At 32.9% G+C, this 16,594-nt stretch carries 18 protein-coding genes and 1 riboswitch; all 18 genes read left to right on the top strand.

The window, feature by feature from the left end; genetic code table 11:
• Window positions 1–19 precede the first annotated feature (19 nt).
• The 18 genes from CAAU_RS12000 (at window position 20) to CAAU_RS14025 (ending at window position 16,469) form a co-directional block, all read left to right on the top strand.
• Window positions 20–901, top strand: a complete 882-nt coding sequence (locus CAAU_RS12000) for an energy-coupling factor transporter transmembrane component T (protein WP_008909706.1) — start codon at window positions 20–22, stop codon at window positions 899–901.
• Entirely contained in the window at window positions 882–2,510 is a 1,629-nt protein-coding gene (locus tag CAAU_RS11995; protein ID WP_040306642.1) for an ABC transporter ATP-binding protein, read from the top strand. The genes CAAU_RS12000 and CAAU_RS11995 overlap by 20 nt, the downstream gene beginning before the upstream one ends.
• A 10-nt stretch (window positions 2,511–2,520) precedes the next feature.
• Window positions 2,521–3,201: an ECF transporter S component gene (locus CAAU_RS11990; protein ID WP_008909704.1), complete on the top strand. Its 681-nt coding sequence runs from the start codon at window positions 2,521–2,523 to the stop codon at window positions 3,199–3,201.
• Between the two features lie 12 nt (window positions 3,202–3,213).
• A complete protein-coding gene (locus CAAU_RS11985; protein ID WP_008909703.1) occupies window positions 3,214–4,029 on the top strand; it encodes a Cof-type HAD-IIB family hydrolase in 816 nt (271 codons plus the stop codon).
• Window positions 4,030–4,039: 10 nt separating this feature from the next.
• Window positions 4,040–4,417, top strand: a complete 378-nt coding sequence (locus tag CAAU_RS15455; RefSeq protein WP_008909702.1) for a DUF362 domain-containing protein — start codon at window positions 4,040–4,042, stop codon at window positions 4,415–4,417.
• Window positions 4,383–5,183 carry a DUF362 domain-containing protein gene (locus CAAU_RS15450; protein WP_008909701.1) on the top strand — a complete coding sequence of 267 codons (801 nt, stop codon included), beginning with the start codon at window positions 4,383–4,385 and terminating at the stop codon, window positions 5,181–5,183. Before CAAU_RS15455 ends, CAAU_RS15450 begins: the two co-directional genes overlap by 35 nt.
• Before the next feature lie 141 nt (window positions 5,184–5,324).
• Window positions 5,325–6,671, top strand: a complete 1,347-nt coding sequence (locus tag CAAU_RS11975) for a radical SAM/SPASM domain-containing protein (RefSeq protein WP_008909700.1) — start codon at window positions 5,325–5,327, stop codon at window positions 6,669–6,671.
• Window positions 6,672–6,775: 104 nt separating this feature from the next.
• On the top strand, window positions 6,776–7,243 hold the full coding sequence (trmL, locus tag CAAU_RS11970; RefSeq protein ID WP_008909699.1) for a tRNA (uridine(34)/cytosine(34)/5-carboxymethylaminomethyluridine(34)-2'-O)-methyltransferase TrmL: 468 nt from the start codon (window positions 6,776–6,778) through the stop codon (window positions 7,241–7,243).
• A 14-nt stretch (window positions 7,244–7,257) separates the two neighbouring features.
• On the top strand, window positions 7,258–8,100 hold the full coding sequence (locus tag CAAU_RS11965; RefSeq protein ID WP_008909698.1) for a DegV family protein: 843 nt from the start codon (window positions 7,258–7,260) through the stop codon (window positions 8,098–8,100).
• 128 nt (window positions 8,101–8,228) lie between these two features.
• Window positions 8,229–8,325: riboswitch (glycine riboswitch) on the top strand.
• 93 nt (window positions 8,326–8,418) lie between these two features.
• Window positions 8,419–8,796 (top strand): GrdX family protein, encoded by a 378-nt coding sequence (locus CAAU_RS11960; protein ID WP_008909697.1) that lies wholly within the window; start codon window positions 8,419–8,421, stop codon window positions 8,794–8,796.
• Window positions 8,797–8,807: 11 nt separating this feature from the next.
• Window positions 8,808–9,740: a thioredoxin-disulfide reductase gene (gene trxB, locus CAAU_RS11955; RefSeq protein WP_008909696.1), complete on the top strand. Its 933-nt coding sequence runs from the start codon at window positions 8,808–8,810 to the stop codon at window positions 9,738–9,740.
• A gap of 11 nt (window positions 9,741–9,751) precedes the next feature.
• On the top strand, window positions 9,752–10,078 hold the full coding sequence (trxA, locus tag CAAU_RS11950; RefSeq protein ID WP_008909695.1) for a thioredoxin TrxA: 327 nt from the start codon (window positions 9,752–9,754) through the stop codon (window positions 10,076–10,078).
• 81 nt (window positions 10,079–10,159) lie between these two features.
• A complete protein-coding gene (locus CAAU_RS11945) occupies window positions 10,160–11,446 on the top strand; it encodes a glycine/sarcosine/betaine reductase component B subunit (protein ID WP_008909694.1) in 1,287 nt (428 codons plus the stop codon).
• 31 nt (window positions 11,447–11,477) lie between these two features.
• Window positions 11,478–11,951, top strand: coding sequence for a glycine/sarcosine/betaine reductase complex selenoprotein A (grdA, locus tag CAAU_RS11935; RefSeq protein ID WP_083852891.1), 474 nt, complete (start codon window positions 11,478–11,480; stop codon window positions 11,949–11,951).
• A 30-nt stretch (window positions 11,952–11,981) separates the two neighbouring features.
• Entirely contained in the window at window positions 11,982–13,286 is a 1,305-nt protein-coding gene (gene grdB, locus CAAU_RS11930; protein WP_083852890.1) for a glycine reductase complex selenoprotein B, read from the top strand.
• A 65-nt stretch (window positions 13,287–13,351) separates the two neighbouring features.
• Window positions 13,352–14,884: a glycine/sarcosine/betaine reductase complex component C subunit beta gene (gene grdC / locus CAAU_RS11920; RefSeq protein WP_040306635.1), complete on the top strand. Its 1,533-nt coding sequence runs from the start codon at window positions 13,352–13,354 to the stop codon at window positions 14,882–14,884.
• An 11-nt stretch (window positions 14,885–14,895) separates the two neighbouring features.
• Window positions 14,896–16,056 (top strand): glycine/sarcosine/betaine reductase complex component C subunit alpha, encoded by a 1,161-nt coding sequence (grdD, locus tag CAAU_RS11915; protein WP_008909689.1) that lies wholly within the window; start codon window positions 14,896–14,898, stop codon window positions 16,054–16,056.
• Window positions 16,057–16,280: 224 nt separating this feature from the next.
• Window positions 16,281–16,469: a hypothetical protein gene (locus tag CAAU_RS14025; protein WP_008909688.1), complete on the top strand. Its 189-nt coding sequence runs from the start codon at window positions 16,281–16,283 to the stop codon at window positions 16,467–16,469.
• Window positions 16,470–16,594: the final 125 nt, after the last annotated feature.

The following is a 16,594-nucleotide window of genomic DNA, read 5'->3' as shown; positions in this document are numbered from 1 at the left end:
ATTATAAAAGGTGATAACTATGCTGAACTTTTCAAGGGATAAATTTATACAAAGATTTAATACATTAACAAATATAATTTTAATTTTGACTTATATTATAGCATTTCTTATGATAAATAATATTTTAATTTTGGCGATTATTTTAATTTCACTAATCTTACTTGCTAAAGTTAACAAGATACATAAAGAAGTTTTTGCTTTTTTTAGGTTTTCAGTTTTTATTGCACTTATAATTATTATTTTTAATTTATTGATAAACAAGAATGGAGAGACACAGATATTTATTATCGGGGACTTTTACATAACTTTAGAATCTTTTTATTATTCCTTGTTTATGGCATCAAGACTTATTGCAATAATGATGACATTTGCTTTTGGAAATTTAATAATAAATCCAGATGATGCCTTTAGTATCATATCAAAAATATTTGGTAAATCTTCACTGGTCATGAGCCTAGTGTATAGACTGAGCTTTAGTTTAATAAAGCAAATAAATAATATTAAAGAAATTGAGTTTATTCGGGGAAATACATTTAAAGGAAATCTTTATAAACGAATAAAATCATATGGTGAAGTAGTAAATATTTTGTTTTTATCTTCCCTTGAGGACTCGATAGAATTGGCAGAGGCGATGTATTCAAGAGGATATGGTTCAACAAAAAGAAGTAGTTTTAAAAATCAAAATTTCAATTTTAGAGATTATGTTATAATTTTAATGTGCACTATTTCAATTGCATTCTTAATAGGGCAGTTAATATTAGGTTTAAATTCTTTTAAATTTTTTCCCAAAATCGATAGTCCTTTAAAAAAAATTACAGTATATGAAATAATAATTTTATTTGTTTTTTATTCAATAGTATTTGTAAATTGGTGGTGGATTAATGGAAATGATAAAAATTAAGGATCTTACTTATTATTATCCCGAAACTTCAAGACCGGCCCTTGAAAATATAAATTTGACTATAAATGAAGGGGATTTTGTATTGATTGTAGGGCCTTCAGGATGTGGTAAGTCAACGATATTAAGAGCAATAAATGGGCTTATTCCAAATTTTTATGGGGGAAAGATTAAGGGGGAAGTCCTTGTAAAAAACAAGAATATAAAAGATATATCAAAAAAAGAACTGTTTAAAACTGTTGGATTCATTTTTCAAGATCCAGAGAAACAAAGCGTTTATAACACGATAGAAAGAGAAATAGCTTTTGGAATGGAAAATTTGAATATGGATATAACACGCATGAAAAAAAATATAGCAGAGGTTAGTAACCTATTTAATTTGGACTTTATAAAGGAAAAATCAATAAATAATATTTCAGGTGGGGAAAGGCAAAAGGTAGAAATAGCTTCAGTAGTAGCCATGGATCCAGAGGTGATTTTATTAGACGAACCAACATCTCAACTTGATCCAATTTCTGCTGACGAAATTTTAAATGCTATAAACAAATTAAATAAGGATATGGGGAAGACAATAATTTTAGTTGAACAAAGGCTGGATAAAAGCTTTGATATGGCTGACAAAATATTGATTATGCAAAATGGAAGAATAACTAATGAGATTGGTAAAGATGAAATTAATATTTATATAGATAAAATTAATTTCTTACCTAAAGTATCGATTATTTTTAAAGAAGCTGGTTTTAAAGCTGTTCCGTTAAATATAAAAGAAGCCAAAAAAATAATAGCTAATAAAAATGTCCCTAATAAAAGAGACAGTAATATAAAAAGTTTTAAAGATGAAATTTTAAAGGTAGAGGATTTATATTTTGAGTATAGTCCAAATAGACCTATCCTAAAAAATATAAATTTTAATTTACATAAAGGCGAAGTATTAGGTATAATGGGGCATAATGGAGCAGGGAAAACAACTTTATCAAAAATATTAGTGGGGTTAATAAAGAAATTTAAAGGTAAAATCATTTTAAATGGTAAGGAAATAGAAAGATTAAATGATGTTGAAAGAGTAAAAAGCATCGGATACTTGGCCCAAAATCCAACACTTTATTTTGGCAGAGATACAGTGTTTGATGAAGTTTCTTATAGTTTAAGAAATATTGGTGACTTTGACAGAGAAAAATTAATAGAATTATTGAAAAAATTTGACTTATATGGAATAATGGATAAAAATCCTCGGGATTTAAGCGGAGGGCAGAAGCAAAGGCTTGCTATAGCATGCACTGTTGTAACAAAACCGGATATTTTAATCTTAGATGAACCAACCAGAGGAATAGATATTTATCATAAAATAGAAATAGGAAATTTTATAAAGGAATATGCCTCTTTAGGTAAATCAGTTATAATAATAACCCATGACAGCGATTTTGTTGGTGATTTTTGCGATTCAACTATGATAATGCACCAAGGTGAAATTGTTGCTCATGGGAAAACCTTAGATATACTTTATGATGCTATATATTATTCTCCACAGATTTCAAGAATTTTTAAAGATAAAATAAAAGTCGTTAATTCAAAGGAAGGCATAGAAATACTAAAAAGGATAACTAATTATTGATGGTGATAATATGAAAAAGTTAATAAATGGACTATTTTTTGTTATTTTTATAGCTCTAATTTTAATTTTGACTTATTTTAATATCGGTTTAAATTCTACGATAACAATATCGGCTGTTTTAATTATTATTTACTTTTTCTTATTGTTTGAATTTAAGGGCATAGATTCAAAAAAATTGGCAGTAATATCAACTATGGCTGCAATGGGAGGGGTTTTTAGAATTCCCTTTGCGGGTGTTCCTAATGTTCAACCTACTACTTTTATTGTGGCAGTGTCGGGCTATACTTTAGGTTCCGTTGAGGGATTTATTGTAGGTGTATTATCTGCTTTTATATCAAACTTTTTTTTAGGGCATGGTCCATGGACTTTATGGCAAATGCTTGGATGGGGGTTGTGCGGAGTATTTTTTGGAGTTTTAAGAAAACTTATAAGTAACTACAACATAGTAATATTTACGATTTTTTGTGGCTTGTGGGGGTTTATTTATGGAATAATATTGGATATGTGGTTTGTTGTGGGGTTTATTCGCCCATTAACCATTAATGCGGTTTTACTTGGTGTAGCAAGCAGCTTAGTATTTGATTCTATGCATGCTATTGGCAACATAATATTTAGCATATTATTTTCAAATAAATTTGTTAAAATATTAGATAGATTCATTAAAAGATTCGAGGTGGAATATATTGACTGAGGAGGCAATAAAATGAGATATAAGATGATTGCAATGGATATGGATGGGACATTGTTAAATAGTAATAAGGAGATAACAGAACGCACTAAGATGGCTTTAAAAAAGGCTGACCAAAAAGGTATTAAGCTTGTAGTATGCACAGGAAGAATTTTTACTTCGGCTTTATTTTATGCAAAGCTAATTGGGACTAAAGCTCCTATTATTGCTTCAAATGGTGCCTATATTAGAGAAAAGGATGAAGATAGAATTATATATAAAAAATGCTTACAAAAGGAAAAGGCAAAGGAAATAATTAAGCTTGCAGAAAATGAAGGATTTATTCCTCATGTCTTTACTGAAGATACCATTTACTCTACAAAATTAATTTATTCATCAAAAAATTATACCTTATGGAATCAGCAAATTCCGGAGAATGAAAGGGTTAAAGTTGAAATAGTTAAAGATTTATATGATGTAATCCAAGAAAATGACATTCTTAAAATCGTTGTTATGTCAGATGAATTGGATAAACTTTTTAAACTTAAAGAACATATAAAAAACAACATGGATGTTTCTGTTTTTTCTTCTTTTGATAATAATTTTGAAATTATGGCGGAGAACACATCAAAGGGTAATGCTGTTAAAATACTAGCTGATTATTATAATTTAAAAAGCGATGAAGTAATCTGTATTGGTGATAATGAAAACGATATATCAATGGTAGAATACGCAGGGCTTGGGATTGCTATGGGTAATGCAACCGAAGAATTAAAGAATATTGCAGATTTGATAATAGATTCTAATGACAATGATGGTATAGCAAAATTTATTGAAAATTATATATTATAAGGGGGTCATTATGGAAAAGGTATTTTTATCAAAGTGTGAAAATTATAATAGAGAAGAGGTTTATAGTGCAATTGATAAAATTTTTGATATGGCTGGTGGGATAGGCAAAGTTGTAAATAAAAATGATAAAGTTTTTTTAAAGATTAATCTTGTTATGAAAAAACATCCAGATGATGCCGCAACAACCCATCCTATGGTAGTTGAAGCTGTGGCAAAAAAATTAGTGGATTATGGCTGCGATGTTATAATCGGGGATAGTCCAGGAGGACCATATAACGAAAAGGTTTTGAAATCCCTTTATAAAGTTTGTGGCATTGAAGAGGCAGCTAAAAATTCCGGTTCAAAATTAAATTATGACTGCCGAACAGAAGATTTTTTTAACTCCTGAAAATTGTATGATAAAAAAATTAAACATGATTAAACCACCCTTTGAATGCGATAAAATTATAACCATTTCGAAGTTAAAAACTCATGGGATGGCATTATATACAGGTGCTGTAAAAGTTTTATTTGGGATGATACCCGGAATTTATAAAGCAGAATATCATTTAAAAATGCCAGATATAAAAGACTTTTCAAATTTGCTTGTAGATATTTGTGAGACAGTAAAGCCTCATTTTTCTATAATCGATGGTATTGTTGGAATGGAGGGGGATGGACCAACTGCAGGAGTGCCTAAAAAAACTGGTCTTATATTGGCATCCTTTAATCCATATTATTTAGATGTTGCTGGTTCTTATGTTATGGGAATAAATCCTGAAGATGTTCCGACAGTTCAAAGGGCTATTGAAAGGAATTTATGCACAGGGAGGATAGATGACATAGAATTTGAAGGTGAAAATATAAATAATTTTATATTAAAATATAAGCTCCCAAATACAAAAAGCGTTAACTTTTTTAGAGGAAGAGTTCCTAAAAGAGTTGAGGAATTCTTAACCTATTATCTTTCACCAAGACCAGTTTTTCAATATGATGTTTGTATAGGATGCAACAGATGCCATGATGTGTGCCCACCAAAGGCCATTAAAATGGTGAATAACAAACCACATGTTGATTATAAAACCTGTATAAGATGTTTTTGTTGCCATGAGTTATGCCCTCAGAAGGCAGTAAAAATCCATAGAAATAAGATAATTAGTAGATTTTTAAAATAGCACAATTAGTTGTGCTATTTTTTATGTTAATTTAACTGCTAAAAAAATACAATTTTAACAAATAGGTGTATAATTAAATATGGAATTTTTTTTAATCATTTGTAATAAGTATTTAATAGTAAGGGAAAAGGGGGTTTTACAATGAATTTGGCTAAGACAAGATTAGGAGAGGCAGCAATAAAGGAAGTTGTAAAGTATGTTTTGAAAGAACCTGAGAAGAATCTTCCTAAGCTAATCAATTGGGCAGAAAAGATAGTAATAAGGGAACAGGATAAAAAATATATAGCATCCATAAAAAAATATCTTGATGACAAAGATAGCAATTGGTATAAGTATACTTACAAGCTCTTAACAGAGACGCATCCTAATGTTAGAGAAAAAATCGGTATAAATTACTTTTTAAATGCAACTTTCTTTGGCATTCCTATGCAGCTTGAAAATGAGAAGAAATATGATTGTAACATTCCATGGGCTATTTTGATGGATCCAACGTCAGCATGTAATCTTAATTGTATAGGATGCTGGGCTGGAATGTATAAAACATGGAACTTAGACTTTGAAACTCTTGATAGAATTGTAACTGAAGGAAAACAGCTTGGAATCTATATGTATATTTTCTCAGGTGGAGAACCTTTAATTAGAAAGAATGATATAATAAAATTATGTGAAAAGCACGATGATTGTGCATTTTTATCCTTTACAAATGGAACATTAATAGATGAAGAATTTGCTAAGGAAATGCAAAGGGTAGGAAACTTTGCAGTAGCCTTTAGTATAGAGGGTTTTGAAGAAGAAACTGATATGAGACGTGGAAAGGGAACTTTTAAAGCAGTTATGAAGGCAATGGATATATTAAAAGAAGCAGGTTGTGTTTTTGGCTTCTCTACTACTTATCACAGATACAATACGGAAGCTGTTGCATCACAAGAATATATAGATCTTATGATTGAAAAGGGTTGTAGATTCGGCTGGTATTTTACTTATGTCCCTGTTGGAAAAGACAGTGATGTTAACTTTATGGCAACTCCTGAGCAAAGAAAATATATGTATAAAAGAATTAATGAAATAAGAGCAAAGGATCCTATTTTTGTTCTGGATTTTTGGAATGACGGCGAATTTTCACGAGGGTGTATAGCAGGTGGAAGAAGGTATTTCCATATCAATGCAAATGGAGATTGTGAACCGTGTGCTTTTATCCATTATTCAAATATGAATATAAAAGAACACTCACTTTTGGAAGTGTTACAATCTCCTTTATTTAAGGCATATAGAAAGAGACAGCCATTTAATGAAAATCAATTAAGGCCCTGTCCGTTAATTGATAATCCAGAAGCCTTAAAGGAAATGGTTCATGAAACTAATGCATATTCAACACAATTAAACGATGATGAAACAGTAGATGAGTTATCGGAAAAGCTAATGTATTATGCAAATGAATGGGCAAGGGTTGCAGAGGAAATTTGGAATGAAAAGCATATTATTAAATAATTATTTGGCATCCGCTATGGATGCCTTTTATTTATGATAACTCTGCTTGAATAAATTTTAAATGATTGTTAAAATAAGATTAAAAGAATTCAGGAGGGATAATATTGAATTTAAATATAGTTTTATATCAGCCTGAGATTCCTCAGAATACAGGCAATATTGGAAGAACTTGTGTTTTAACAAATTCTTCACTTCATTTAATAAAACCATTAGGATTTCTGCTTACAGATAAATACTTAAAAAGAGCCGGAATGGATTATTGGAAAGATTTAGATGTGCATTATTATGAAAGTTTTGAAGAATTCTATGAAAAACATAAAGGTAAAAGAATGTTTTTATCGACAACCCGAGGGAAAAAATTATATACTGATGTTCAATATAATGTAGGAGATTTTATTATTTTTGGAAGGGAATCCTCAGGTGTTCCTGATTACATAAGGGATCTTTTAAAGGAAAACCTTATAAGGATCCCAATGGTTGAGACTACCGATAGATCCTTGAACTTGTCAAATTCAGCAGCTATTATCATGTTCGAAGCGTTAAGGCAAATTGGCTTTCCAAATATGAAATAAACAAGGAGGTTTCTATGGAAAATATAGTAATTGTAACAGATAGCACAGCAGACCTTTCTAAGGATATAATTGAAAAACATGGAGTTGTAGTTGCCCCTTTAACTGTAACTTACAAAGGTATGTCTTATAAAGATGGAGTGGATTTATCCATCGATGAGTTAATAAGCTTTTTAGATGAATCTGATGAATTGCCTAAAACATCCCAAGTTAACCCAAAGGAATTTTACGATGTATATAAAAAATTAATTGATGAAGGAAAAGAAATCATTTCAATTCATTTGTCCTCTGGTGTTAGTGGAACTTTTCAATCAGCAAATATAGCAAAAGAAATGTTAAATACGGATAAGATTCACATTATCGATTCAAAGGTTGTAAGTTTTGGAACAGGACTTTTAGTTCTTTTAGCTATTGAATTATTAAAACAAGGCAAAGCTATAAAAGAAGTTGTGGATACTTTGAAGGAATATAGCAAAAAAGTAAGAGTAGCCTTTGCTGTTGATGATCTTGAATATATTAAAAAAGGTGGGAGATTATCTGGTGCTCAGGCAACAATTGCAAAAATATTAAATATTAAACCTATAATCCATATGGAGGATGGTAAATTATATGTATATGATAAAGTTAGGGGACTAAAGAGGGCTATAGAAAGACTTACAGAATATTTAGAAGAAATGGATGTTGATACTTCTAAGCCTATAGCTGTTGGAACGGTTTCATATTTTGAAGAAAGAGAACAATTAGGAACGATGGTAAAAGAAAGATACAATATTGAAAAGATACTTAATTTTATAGCAGGGACTGTTATAGCTACTTACTCAGGACCGGGTGTTGTTGGAATATGCTTTTTCAGTAAATAGTAATTTTTCTTGTAATATTTACAAAAATTTGCAGGAAATTATTTAAATTTATTAATAATATTGAAAAAAACAATAGCAATTTATGTTAATATGTAATATAATATAATTGAAAGTTAAATAATGTCTGGATGAAGCAAGTAGGAGAGACCCTGATGGGCGCCGAAGGGGTAAGTTAGGTTAGCCGAACCTAATGATACTCTCAGGCAAAAGAACTATTTGCTGACAGAACTCTGGGCAAGCAGAGGATGTAATGGCAAACATTGCATCCTCTTTTTATTTAATATTTAAAGTTTTTAACTTTATGAGGTGTAATTTTAAATGGAAAAGGTAATAATAGTAACGAATAATGATATGGCTTTAGAAAAATTTAAGGACAAACATCAAGTAGAATTTGTAGATGGTAAGCTTTTAGATGTTTTATATAAAGTTAGGGACTATATTCATAAACATCATAAATTATTAACCCATCCTCTAATGGGTAGTATAAAGCCTAATCAGACACCCTATAAAAGTGTAGCTTTAAGTTTAAAAAAATCGGATGAGTTAGATGTTGACTCGTTAATGTATATAGAGAAAAGTATAGAAACAGCAGAAAATTTAATAAAGAATAAACCGCCAAGGGAATGGCCGGAAAATGTTCTTTATGATTTTAAGGTTATCGATTTTGATTTAATATATAATGCATTAAACAGATAAGGGGTGGTAAAATGTCAAATCATGTTTATGACATAGTTATAATTGGAGGAGGACCAGCTGGACTTGCAGCAGGTCTTTATGGGTCAAGATCAAAACTTGATGTATTGATTATCGAAAAGGGTGTATTTGGAGGTCAAGCTGCTACAACTGCAGAACTTGAAAATTATCCAGGATCAATTGAAAATTGCACAGGCCCAGCTTTAACAGAAAGAATGAAACATCAAGCAGAGGAATTTGGAACAAAATTTGTTTATGATGAAGTTGTAGATGTAGATTTTTCAGGAAATATTAAAGTAGTTAAGGGAAAAGAAGGGGAATATCACGGTAAAACTGTAATTATTGCAACAGGTGCAGCTCCAAGACTTGCAGGATTTAAGGGGGAAATTGAATTAAGAGGAAGAGGAGTATCCTACTGTGCAACATGTGATGCAGATTTCTTTGAAGGATTAGACGTTGCAGTTATTGGTGGTGGTGATTCAGCTATAACAGAAGCTTTATATTTAACAAAGTTTGCTGAAAGCGTAACAATTATACATAGAAGAGATACATTTAGAGCAGCTAAATACTTAGTTGAAAAGGCTATGAACCATCCAAAGATTAAGTTTATATTAAATAGTGTTGTTGAAGAAGCTAAAGGCGATGAAATACTTGAAGGTTTAGTTGTTAAAAATCTTCAAACTGGTGAGGTTTCAGAGGTTCCTGTAAATGGTGTATTTGTATTTGTTGGTCTAGATCCAATAACTAAGGTTTTCGAAGGAAAGATAGCCCTTGATGAAAAGGGATACATTCCAACTGATGAAGAAATGAGAACCAATGTAGAAGGTGTATTCGCTGCCGGTGACGTTAGGGTGAAGATGTTAAGACAGGTTATTACTGCAGCTGCTGACGGTGCTATTGCTGCTGTTGCTGCAGAAGAATATATTAATGAAAAATTTAACAAATAGGAGGGATAGTAATGTTAGAAGTAAATAAGGATAATTTTGAAGCTGAGGTTTTAAATTATACTGAAAAGCCGGTATTTGTTGATTTCTGGGGAGATAAATGTGAAAAGTGTAAGCAACTTATGCCAGATGTTCATAAATTCGAAGAGATGTATGGAGATAAGATCAAATTCTGCAGCTTAAATACAAGTGAAAATAGAAGACTTGCTATTGCTCAAAAGGTTTTAGGTCTTCCAACAATGATTATGTATGTAAATGGAGAAAAGGCAGAGGTTTTAACTCCAGATAAGATTCATTCAGCAGCAGATATAGAAGAAATGATTAAAAGATTTTATAAGTAGGCTTACAACCTAGCCTAAGGCTAGGTTGACATAAAGTTTCAGAATCTTGTAAGTGTTCAAAATTTAAAGGAGGTGAAGGCTTTGCGCCTCGAATTAGGAAAAATTTATATTAAGGACGTTCAATTTGGTCCAGAAACTAAAGTTGAAAATGGTATTCTCTTCATCAACAAGGAGGAACTTTTAAAGGAAGTAGGTGGAGATGAAAGATTAAAATCCATCGACGTTGACATTGTTCATCCCGGTGAAGAAGCAAGAATAATCCCAGTTAAGGATGTTATCGAACCAAGAGTTAAAGTGGAAGGACCAGGAGGAATTTTCCCAGGATTTATCTCAAAGGTAGATACAGTTGGCTCAGGAAAAACTCATGTTTTAAAGGGAGCTGCTGTAGTTACAACTGGAAAGATTGTTGGTTTCCAAGAAGGTATTATCGATATGTCAGGAGAAGGAGCAAAATATACTCCATTCTCAAAAACTCATAATGTTGTAATGATATGTGAACCAGTTGATAATCTTCCACAACATGAGCATGAAGAAGCCGTAAGAATGGTTGGATTAAAAGCTGCTACTTATTTAGGAAAGGCAGGCAGGAACGTAACACCTGATGAAGTTAAGGTTTATGAAACATTACCACTTTTACAGCAAGTAGCACAATATCCAAATCTTCCAAAGGTTATTTATGTTTACATGCTCCAAAGCCAAGGCTTATTGCATGATACCTATGTATACGGTGTTGATGCTAAGAAGATTATTCCAACATTCATTTATCCAACAGAAGTATTTGATGGTGCTATAATCAGTGGTAACTGCGTATCAGCATGTGATAAGAACCCAACTTATGTTCATATGAATCATCCAATTATTGAAGATTTATATGAAAGACACGGAAAGGACATCAACTTCTTAGGTTGTGTTATAACAAATGAAAACGTATATCTTGCTGATAAGGAAAGATCATCAAACTATACTGCAAAGCTTGTTGAGTTCTTAGGTGCAGATGCAGTTATTATTTCAGAAGAAGGATTTGGTAATCCGGATGCTGACCTTGTTATGAACTGCTATAAGATAGAAGAAAAGGGCATAAAGACTGTTCTTGTAACTGATGAGTATGCAGGAAGAGACGGTTCATCACAATCCCTCGCAGACTCAACTCCAAAGGGAGATGCAGTTGTTACTGCAGGTAATGCAAATGAAGTTATTGTGTTACCTCCAATGAAGAAGGTAATAGGACATCCAGAAGCTGCAGATGTTATAGCAGGTGGCTTTGCAGGTTCATTAAGACCAGATGGTTCAATAGAAGCAGAAATTCAAGTTATAACGGGTGCAACATCAGAAGTAGGATTTGGATATTTATCTGCAAAGACATTCTAATTGAAAAATAATTTCAAAAGGAGGTATTTATATGATTTTAAAGGATAGAAAGGTTATAGCAATTGGCGATAGAGATGGAATTCCAGGCCCAGCAATAGAAGAATGTGCAAAGAGTGCAGGAGCGGAAGTTGTATTTACATCAACTGAATGCTTCGTTTGAACGGCTGCAGGTGCAATGGATCTGGAGATCCAACAAAGAGTTAAAGATTTAACTGAACAATACGGTGCTGAAAATATAGTTGTTCTTTTAGGAACTGCTGAAGCTGAATCTGCAGGACTTTCAGCGGAAACAGTAACTGCTGGTGACCCAACTTATGCAGGACCATTAGCAGGAGTTTCATTAGGACTTAGGGTATATCATATCCTCGAACATGTAATAAAAGAAGAGTGCGATGCTGCTGTTTATGAAGAACAATGCGGCATGATGGAAATGGTTCTTGATGTTGAGGCTATAAGCAGAGAAGTTAGCAGTATAAGGGAGCAGTTCAGCCAATTTAAGGACTGATTAAGCCGCCGAGAGGAGGGAAAATTTTAAATGTTTAAAGTTGTTCATTATCTAAACCAATTCTTTGCCAACATTGGTGGGGAAGAAAAGGCGCATATAGCCCCAGAAGTTAGAGAAGGGTTTGTAGGTCCAGGGATGGCATTAAATAATGCATTTAAAGGAGAAGCTCAGATTGTTGCTACAGTTATATGTGGTGACTCGTATTTTGCAGAAAATACTGATACTGCTTTAAAGCAAATACTTGAAATGGTAAAAAAATATAACCCAGATATATTTATTGCAGGACCAGCATTTAACGCTGGAAGATACGGAACAGCTTGTGCAACTATCGCAAAGGCTGTTAAGGAGGAGCTTGGAATACCAGTTGTAACTGGTATGTATATAGAAAATCCAGGTGTTGACTTATACAAAAAAGATCTTTATATAATTTCTACTAAAGACAGTGCTGTTGGTATGAGGGATGCTGTTCCCAAGATGGCTGCTCTTGCCCTAAAGCTTGCAAAGGGTGAAGAAATAGGAACACCAGCACAGGAAGGCTATATAGAAAGAGGAATTAGAAAGAACTATTTCGCTGAGGAGAGAGGTTCAAAGAGAGCAGTTGATATGCTCATTAAAAAGATTAAGGGTGAACCATTTGAAACTGAATTTAAGATGCCTGTATTTGATAGAGTTGCACCAAATCCACCTATAGCTGATATAACTAAAGCAAAGATTGCACTTGTTACATCAGGTGGTATAGTTCCAAAGGGTAATCCAGATAGGATTGAAAGTTCAAGTGCAAGCAAATTTGGAAAATATGATATTGAAGGAGTTTTTGATTTAACTCCTGAAACATATGAAACAGCCCATGGTGGATATGACCCAGTATATGCAAATCAAGATGCAGACAGAGTATTACCTGTTGATGTTCTTAGAGATTTAGAAAAAGAAGGCAAGATCGGATCGTTACACAGATACTATTACTCAACAGTTGGTAACGGAACTGCGGTTAAGAATGCTGCTAAATTCGGTCAGGAAATTGCAAGACAACTTATTGCTGACGGCGTTCAGGCTGTAATTCTAACTTCTACTTGAGGTACCTGCACACGTTGCGGAGCAACGATGGTAAAAGAAATTGAAAGAGCAGGACTTCCAGTAGTTCATATGTGCACAATTGTTCCAATTTCAAAGACAGTTGGAGCAAACAGAATAGTTCCAACAGTTGCTATTCCTCACCCACTTGGAAATCCATCCTTATCGCATGAAGAGGAAAAGGCACTAAGAAGAAAGCTTGTTGAAAAGGCTCTTAAAGCATTACAAACTGAAATTCATGAACAAACAGTTTTTGAAGACTAATATTAAGGGTCGGGATTTTAAGGGGTTATCCCTAAACCCCGACCTATAATTTTAATGGAGGTGTTATTATGTTTCCAGTATTAAAAGGTGCAAGTTATATTTTAGTGCATACTCCAGATATGGTTATGCACAATGGAACAACTCAAACATTAGAAAGAGAAATTAACCCAGCTTCGGATTATTTAAAAAAGGCTGTTGAACATTTAAGACCATTTGAAGACGTAGTTGCATATCCGGTAACACAGACATACATAGGCAATTATGATCCTGAAGAATTGGCAAAATTATCAAGACCATGGTTTAATCATAAACTAGAAGGGGCTACTAGATTTGGAAAATTTGGAGAAATTATGCCTCAAGATGAGTTTTATGGTCTTATTAAAATTAGCGATGCCTTTGACCTTGTAAAATTAGAAAAGGAATTTACAAATCAAGTTAAAGCTAAATTTGAAGCCCATAAGTTATTAAAGGACTATGCAGCAAAACTTGGTGAAGGTGTTGATGCACCAGAAATTGAAAGGATGGTAGATTCAGGAATAGCAGAAGGACTTTACATGAATGGTAAATTAGTTGGATGCGTAAAAAGAGCCCATGAATTTGATAAAAATTTATCAGCACATGTTATTACAGAAAATTTAGCTGTTAAGGCATCAGGAGTTTTAGCGGTTTTACATTTAATAGATAAATTAGGAATTAACAAGGATGAAATAGATTACATAATAGAATGTTCAGAAGAAGCTTGCGGTGATATGAATCAAAGAGGTGGAGGAAACTTCGCAAAGGCTATCGGTGAAGTGGTAGGTCTTAAGAATGCAACAGGATGCGATATCAGAGGTTTCTGTGCAGGGCCAACTCATGCCCTTGTAAACGCTGCTGGGTTAGTTCAATCAGGGGTATTTAAGAATATCGTTGTTGTAGGCGGTGGTGCTACTGCAAAACTCGGTATGAACGGTAAGGACCATGTTAAAAAGGGATTCCCAATTGTTGAGGATGTTTTAGGTGGATTTGCAGTTTTAGTATCAGAAAACGATGGTGTTCATCCAATTATAAGAACTGATGCGATAGGGAAGCATAACATAGGCTCTGGTGCAACACCACAAGCTGTTATGGAAGCAATTGTTGCAAAACCACTTGAGATATTAGGATTAAAGTTTACTGATATAGATAAATATTCAACAGAAATGCAAAACCCAGATGCTACAGAAACAGCAGGGGCAGGAGATGTTCCAGCTTCTAACTATAAGATGATTGCAGCTCTTGCTGTTATGAAGGGTCAAATAGAAAAGGCTAAGATGGCAGAATTTGCAAAGAACTGCGGTTATGTTGGTTTTGCTCCAACACAAGGACACGTTCCATCAGGAGTTCCGATAATTGGTTTTGGTGTTGAAAAGATACTTAATGGAACTATGAATAGATTTATGCTTGTTGGTAAGGGAAGCTTGTTCCTTGCAAGAATGACAAATCTATTTGATGGTATATCCTTTGTTGTTGAAAAGAATCCAGGAAAGCAAGAAGATACAACAATTTCAAAGGAAGAAGTAAAGAACATGGTGGCAGAAGCTATGAAGGAATTTGCCTCATATCTACTTCAAAAGTAAGAGGTGATACTATGGCTAACGAAAATGTAAAGAGGCTAATCGGTGAAGTTTTTAACGAAATAGCCGATGCGATAAAAAGTGGAACTTTTGGCAAAAAAGTTAGGATAGGTTTAACTACATTTGGTAGCGAACATGGGGTAGATGAGCTTGTTAGAGCTGCTGAACTTGCAACAAGAAAATACTCAGATTTTGAAGTGGTTTTAATTGGACCAAAGGTTGAAACTAATTTAACTGTTTATGAAGTTGCAAATGATGAAGAAGGACACAAGCTAATGGAAGAGCTGTTAGATGAAGGAGAAATACATGGCTGTGTAACACAACATTATAATTTCCCAATTGGTGTTTCAACTGTAGGTAGAGTTATTACCCCAGGAAGAGGAAGAGAATTGATACTTTCTACTACAACAGGAACCTCATCAACAAATAGAGTTGAGGGTATGGTTAAAAATGCAATATATGGAGTAATTACAGCAAAAGCATGTGGTATTAAAAATCCAACAGTTGGAATATTAAATGTAGATGGTGCAAGACAGGTTGAAAAGGCTCTTAAGGAGCTTAAGGAAAATGGTTATGATATAAATTTTGCAGAGTCCATAAGATCCGATGGTGGAGTTGTAATGAGGGGAAATGACCTTCTCGCAGGTTCAACGGATGTTATGGTAATGGACTCTTTGACAGGTAATCTTTTAGTAAAAATATTCTCATCCTTTACAACAGGTGGAGATTATGAAGCCTTAGGATATGGATATGGGCCAGGAATAGGTGAAGGATATGAAAGATTAATTTGCATTATTTCAAGGGCTTCAGGTGCACCAGTTGTTTGTGAAGCGTTAAGATTTTGTGCAACTTGTGCTCAAAACAACATAATAAATATAGCAAAAGAAGAATTTGAAAAGGCAAACAAAGCAGGACTTAAAGAAATTTTATCGAAGATTACCAAGTCAAATCAGCCGGCTGAAGTTAAGGAAGTTACAGCACCACCTAAAAAGGTTGTTACAGCTCAAATTGCTGGTGTTGATATATTAGAACTTGAAAATGCAGTAAAAGAGCTTTGGGCAAATGGAATTTATTCAGAAAGCGGCATGGGATGCACAGGCCCAATAATACTAATTGCAGATGAAGATGAAGAAACGGCAATAAATGTTTTAAAATCTAAGGGATATATAGCATAAAATTGATAATTTATTGGCACCTTTAAATTAAGGTGCCAATTTTATATAATTTTATAAATAAAAAATTTTTTTGAATTATTATATTTTATTTTAAATAATAATATATTTCAAAAACATAGTGTAAAATTATTGTAGGACGAAAAAGGACAAAAAATTTAAAAGAGACAACCCCTGTGGTAAAATAAAAAGTGGAAAAAACACAAATCAATAAGGGGGTGTCTCTTTTGAATAATATTATACAACATGATATTATACAACAACATTTAATAAATTTCACTACTAAATTAATAAAAAATGTAGAAGAAATGCTGTCAAAAGAATGGGATTTTACAAAACTTGTTGAGGTAGTTAAAGAATCGACTGATGAACTTGGAAGGAATATAATAAAAGACTTTTTAAGAAGAATTAGATAAAGCGAATTAAAGAAGATGATAAGAGAAAAAAGGAATGGATAGTTGAAAGAAAAGACAAGAAAAGTAATTATTACGCTCCTAGGAGGAATAGAATATTCAAGAACATACTACAAATACAAGAAAGA

It is taken from the genome of Caloramator australicus RC3, from assembly GCF_000297115.1.
GTDB lineage: Bacteria > Bacillota > Clostridia > Clostridiales > Caloramatoraceae > Caloramator > Caloramator australicus.
The sequence above is the reverse complement of the archived record's forward strand: the minus strand, read 5'-3'. Positions and strand labels throughout refer to the sequence as shown.

Bases quoted from the DNA above. Each gene is read 5' to 3' on its own strand.
- CAAU_RS11960 (WP_008909697.1), top strand. From the start codon at position 8,419: ATGGAAAAGGTAATAATAGTAACGAATAATGATATGGCTTTAGAAAAA.
- CAAU_RS12000 (WP_008909706.1), top strand. From the start codon at position 20: ATGCTGAACTTTTCAAGGGATAAATTTATACAAAGATTTAATACATTA.
- CAAU_RS11975 (WP_008909700.1), top strand. From the start codon at position 5,325: ATGAATTTGGCTAAGACAAGATTAGGAGAGGCAGCAATAAAGGAAGTT.
- CAAU_RS15450 (WP_008909701.1), top strand. From the start codon at position 4,383: ATGACTGCCGAACAGAAGATTTTTTTAACTCCTGAAAATTGTATGATA.
- CAAU_RS11985 (WP_008909703.1), top strand. From the start codon at position 3,214: ATGAGATATAAGATGATTGCAATGGATATGGATGGGACATTGTTAAAT.
- CAAU_RS15455 (WP_008909702.1), top strand. From the start codon at position 4,040: ATGGAAAAGGTATTTTTATCAAAGTGTGAAAATTATAATAGAGAAGAG.
- trxB (WP_008909696.1), top strand. From the start codon at position 8,808: ATGTCAAATCATGTTTATGACATAGTTATAATTGGAGGAGGACCAGCT.
- trxA (WP_008909695.1), top strand. From the start codon at position 9,752: ATGTTAGAAGTAAATAAGGATAATTTTGAAGCTGAGGTTTTAAATTAT.
- CAAU_RS11995 (WP_040306642.1), top strand. From the start codon at position 882: ATGGAAATGATAAAAATTAAGGATCTTACTTATTATTATCCCGAAACT.
- grdD (WP_008909689.1), top strand. From the start codon at position 14,896: ATGGCTAACGAAAATGTAAAGAGGCTAATCGGTGAAGTTTTTAACGAA.
- CAAU_RS11965 (WP_008909698.1), top strand. From the start codon at position 7,258: ATGGAAAATATAGTAATTGTAACAGATAGCACAGCAGACCTTTCTAAG.
- CAAU_RS11990 (WP_008909704.1), top strand. From the start codon at position 2,521: ATGAAAAAGTTAATAAATGGACTATTTTTTGTTATTTTTATAGCTCTA.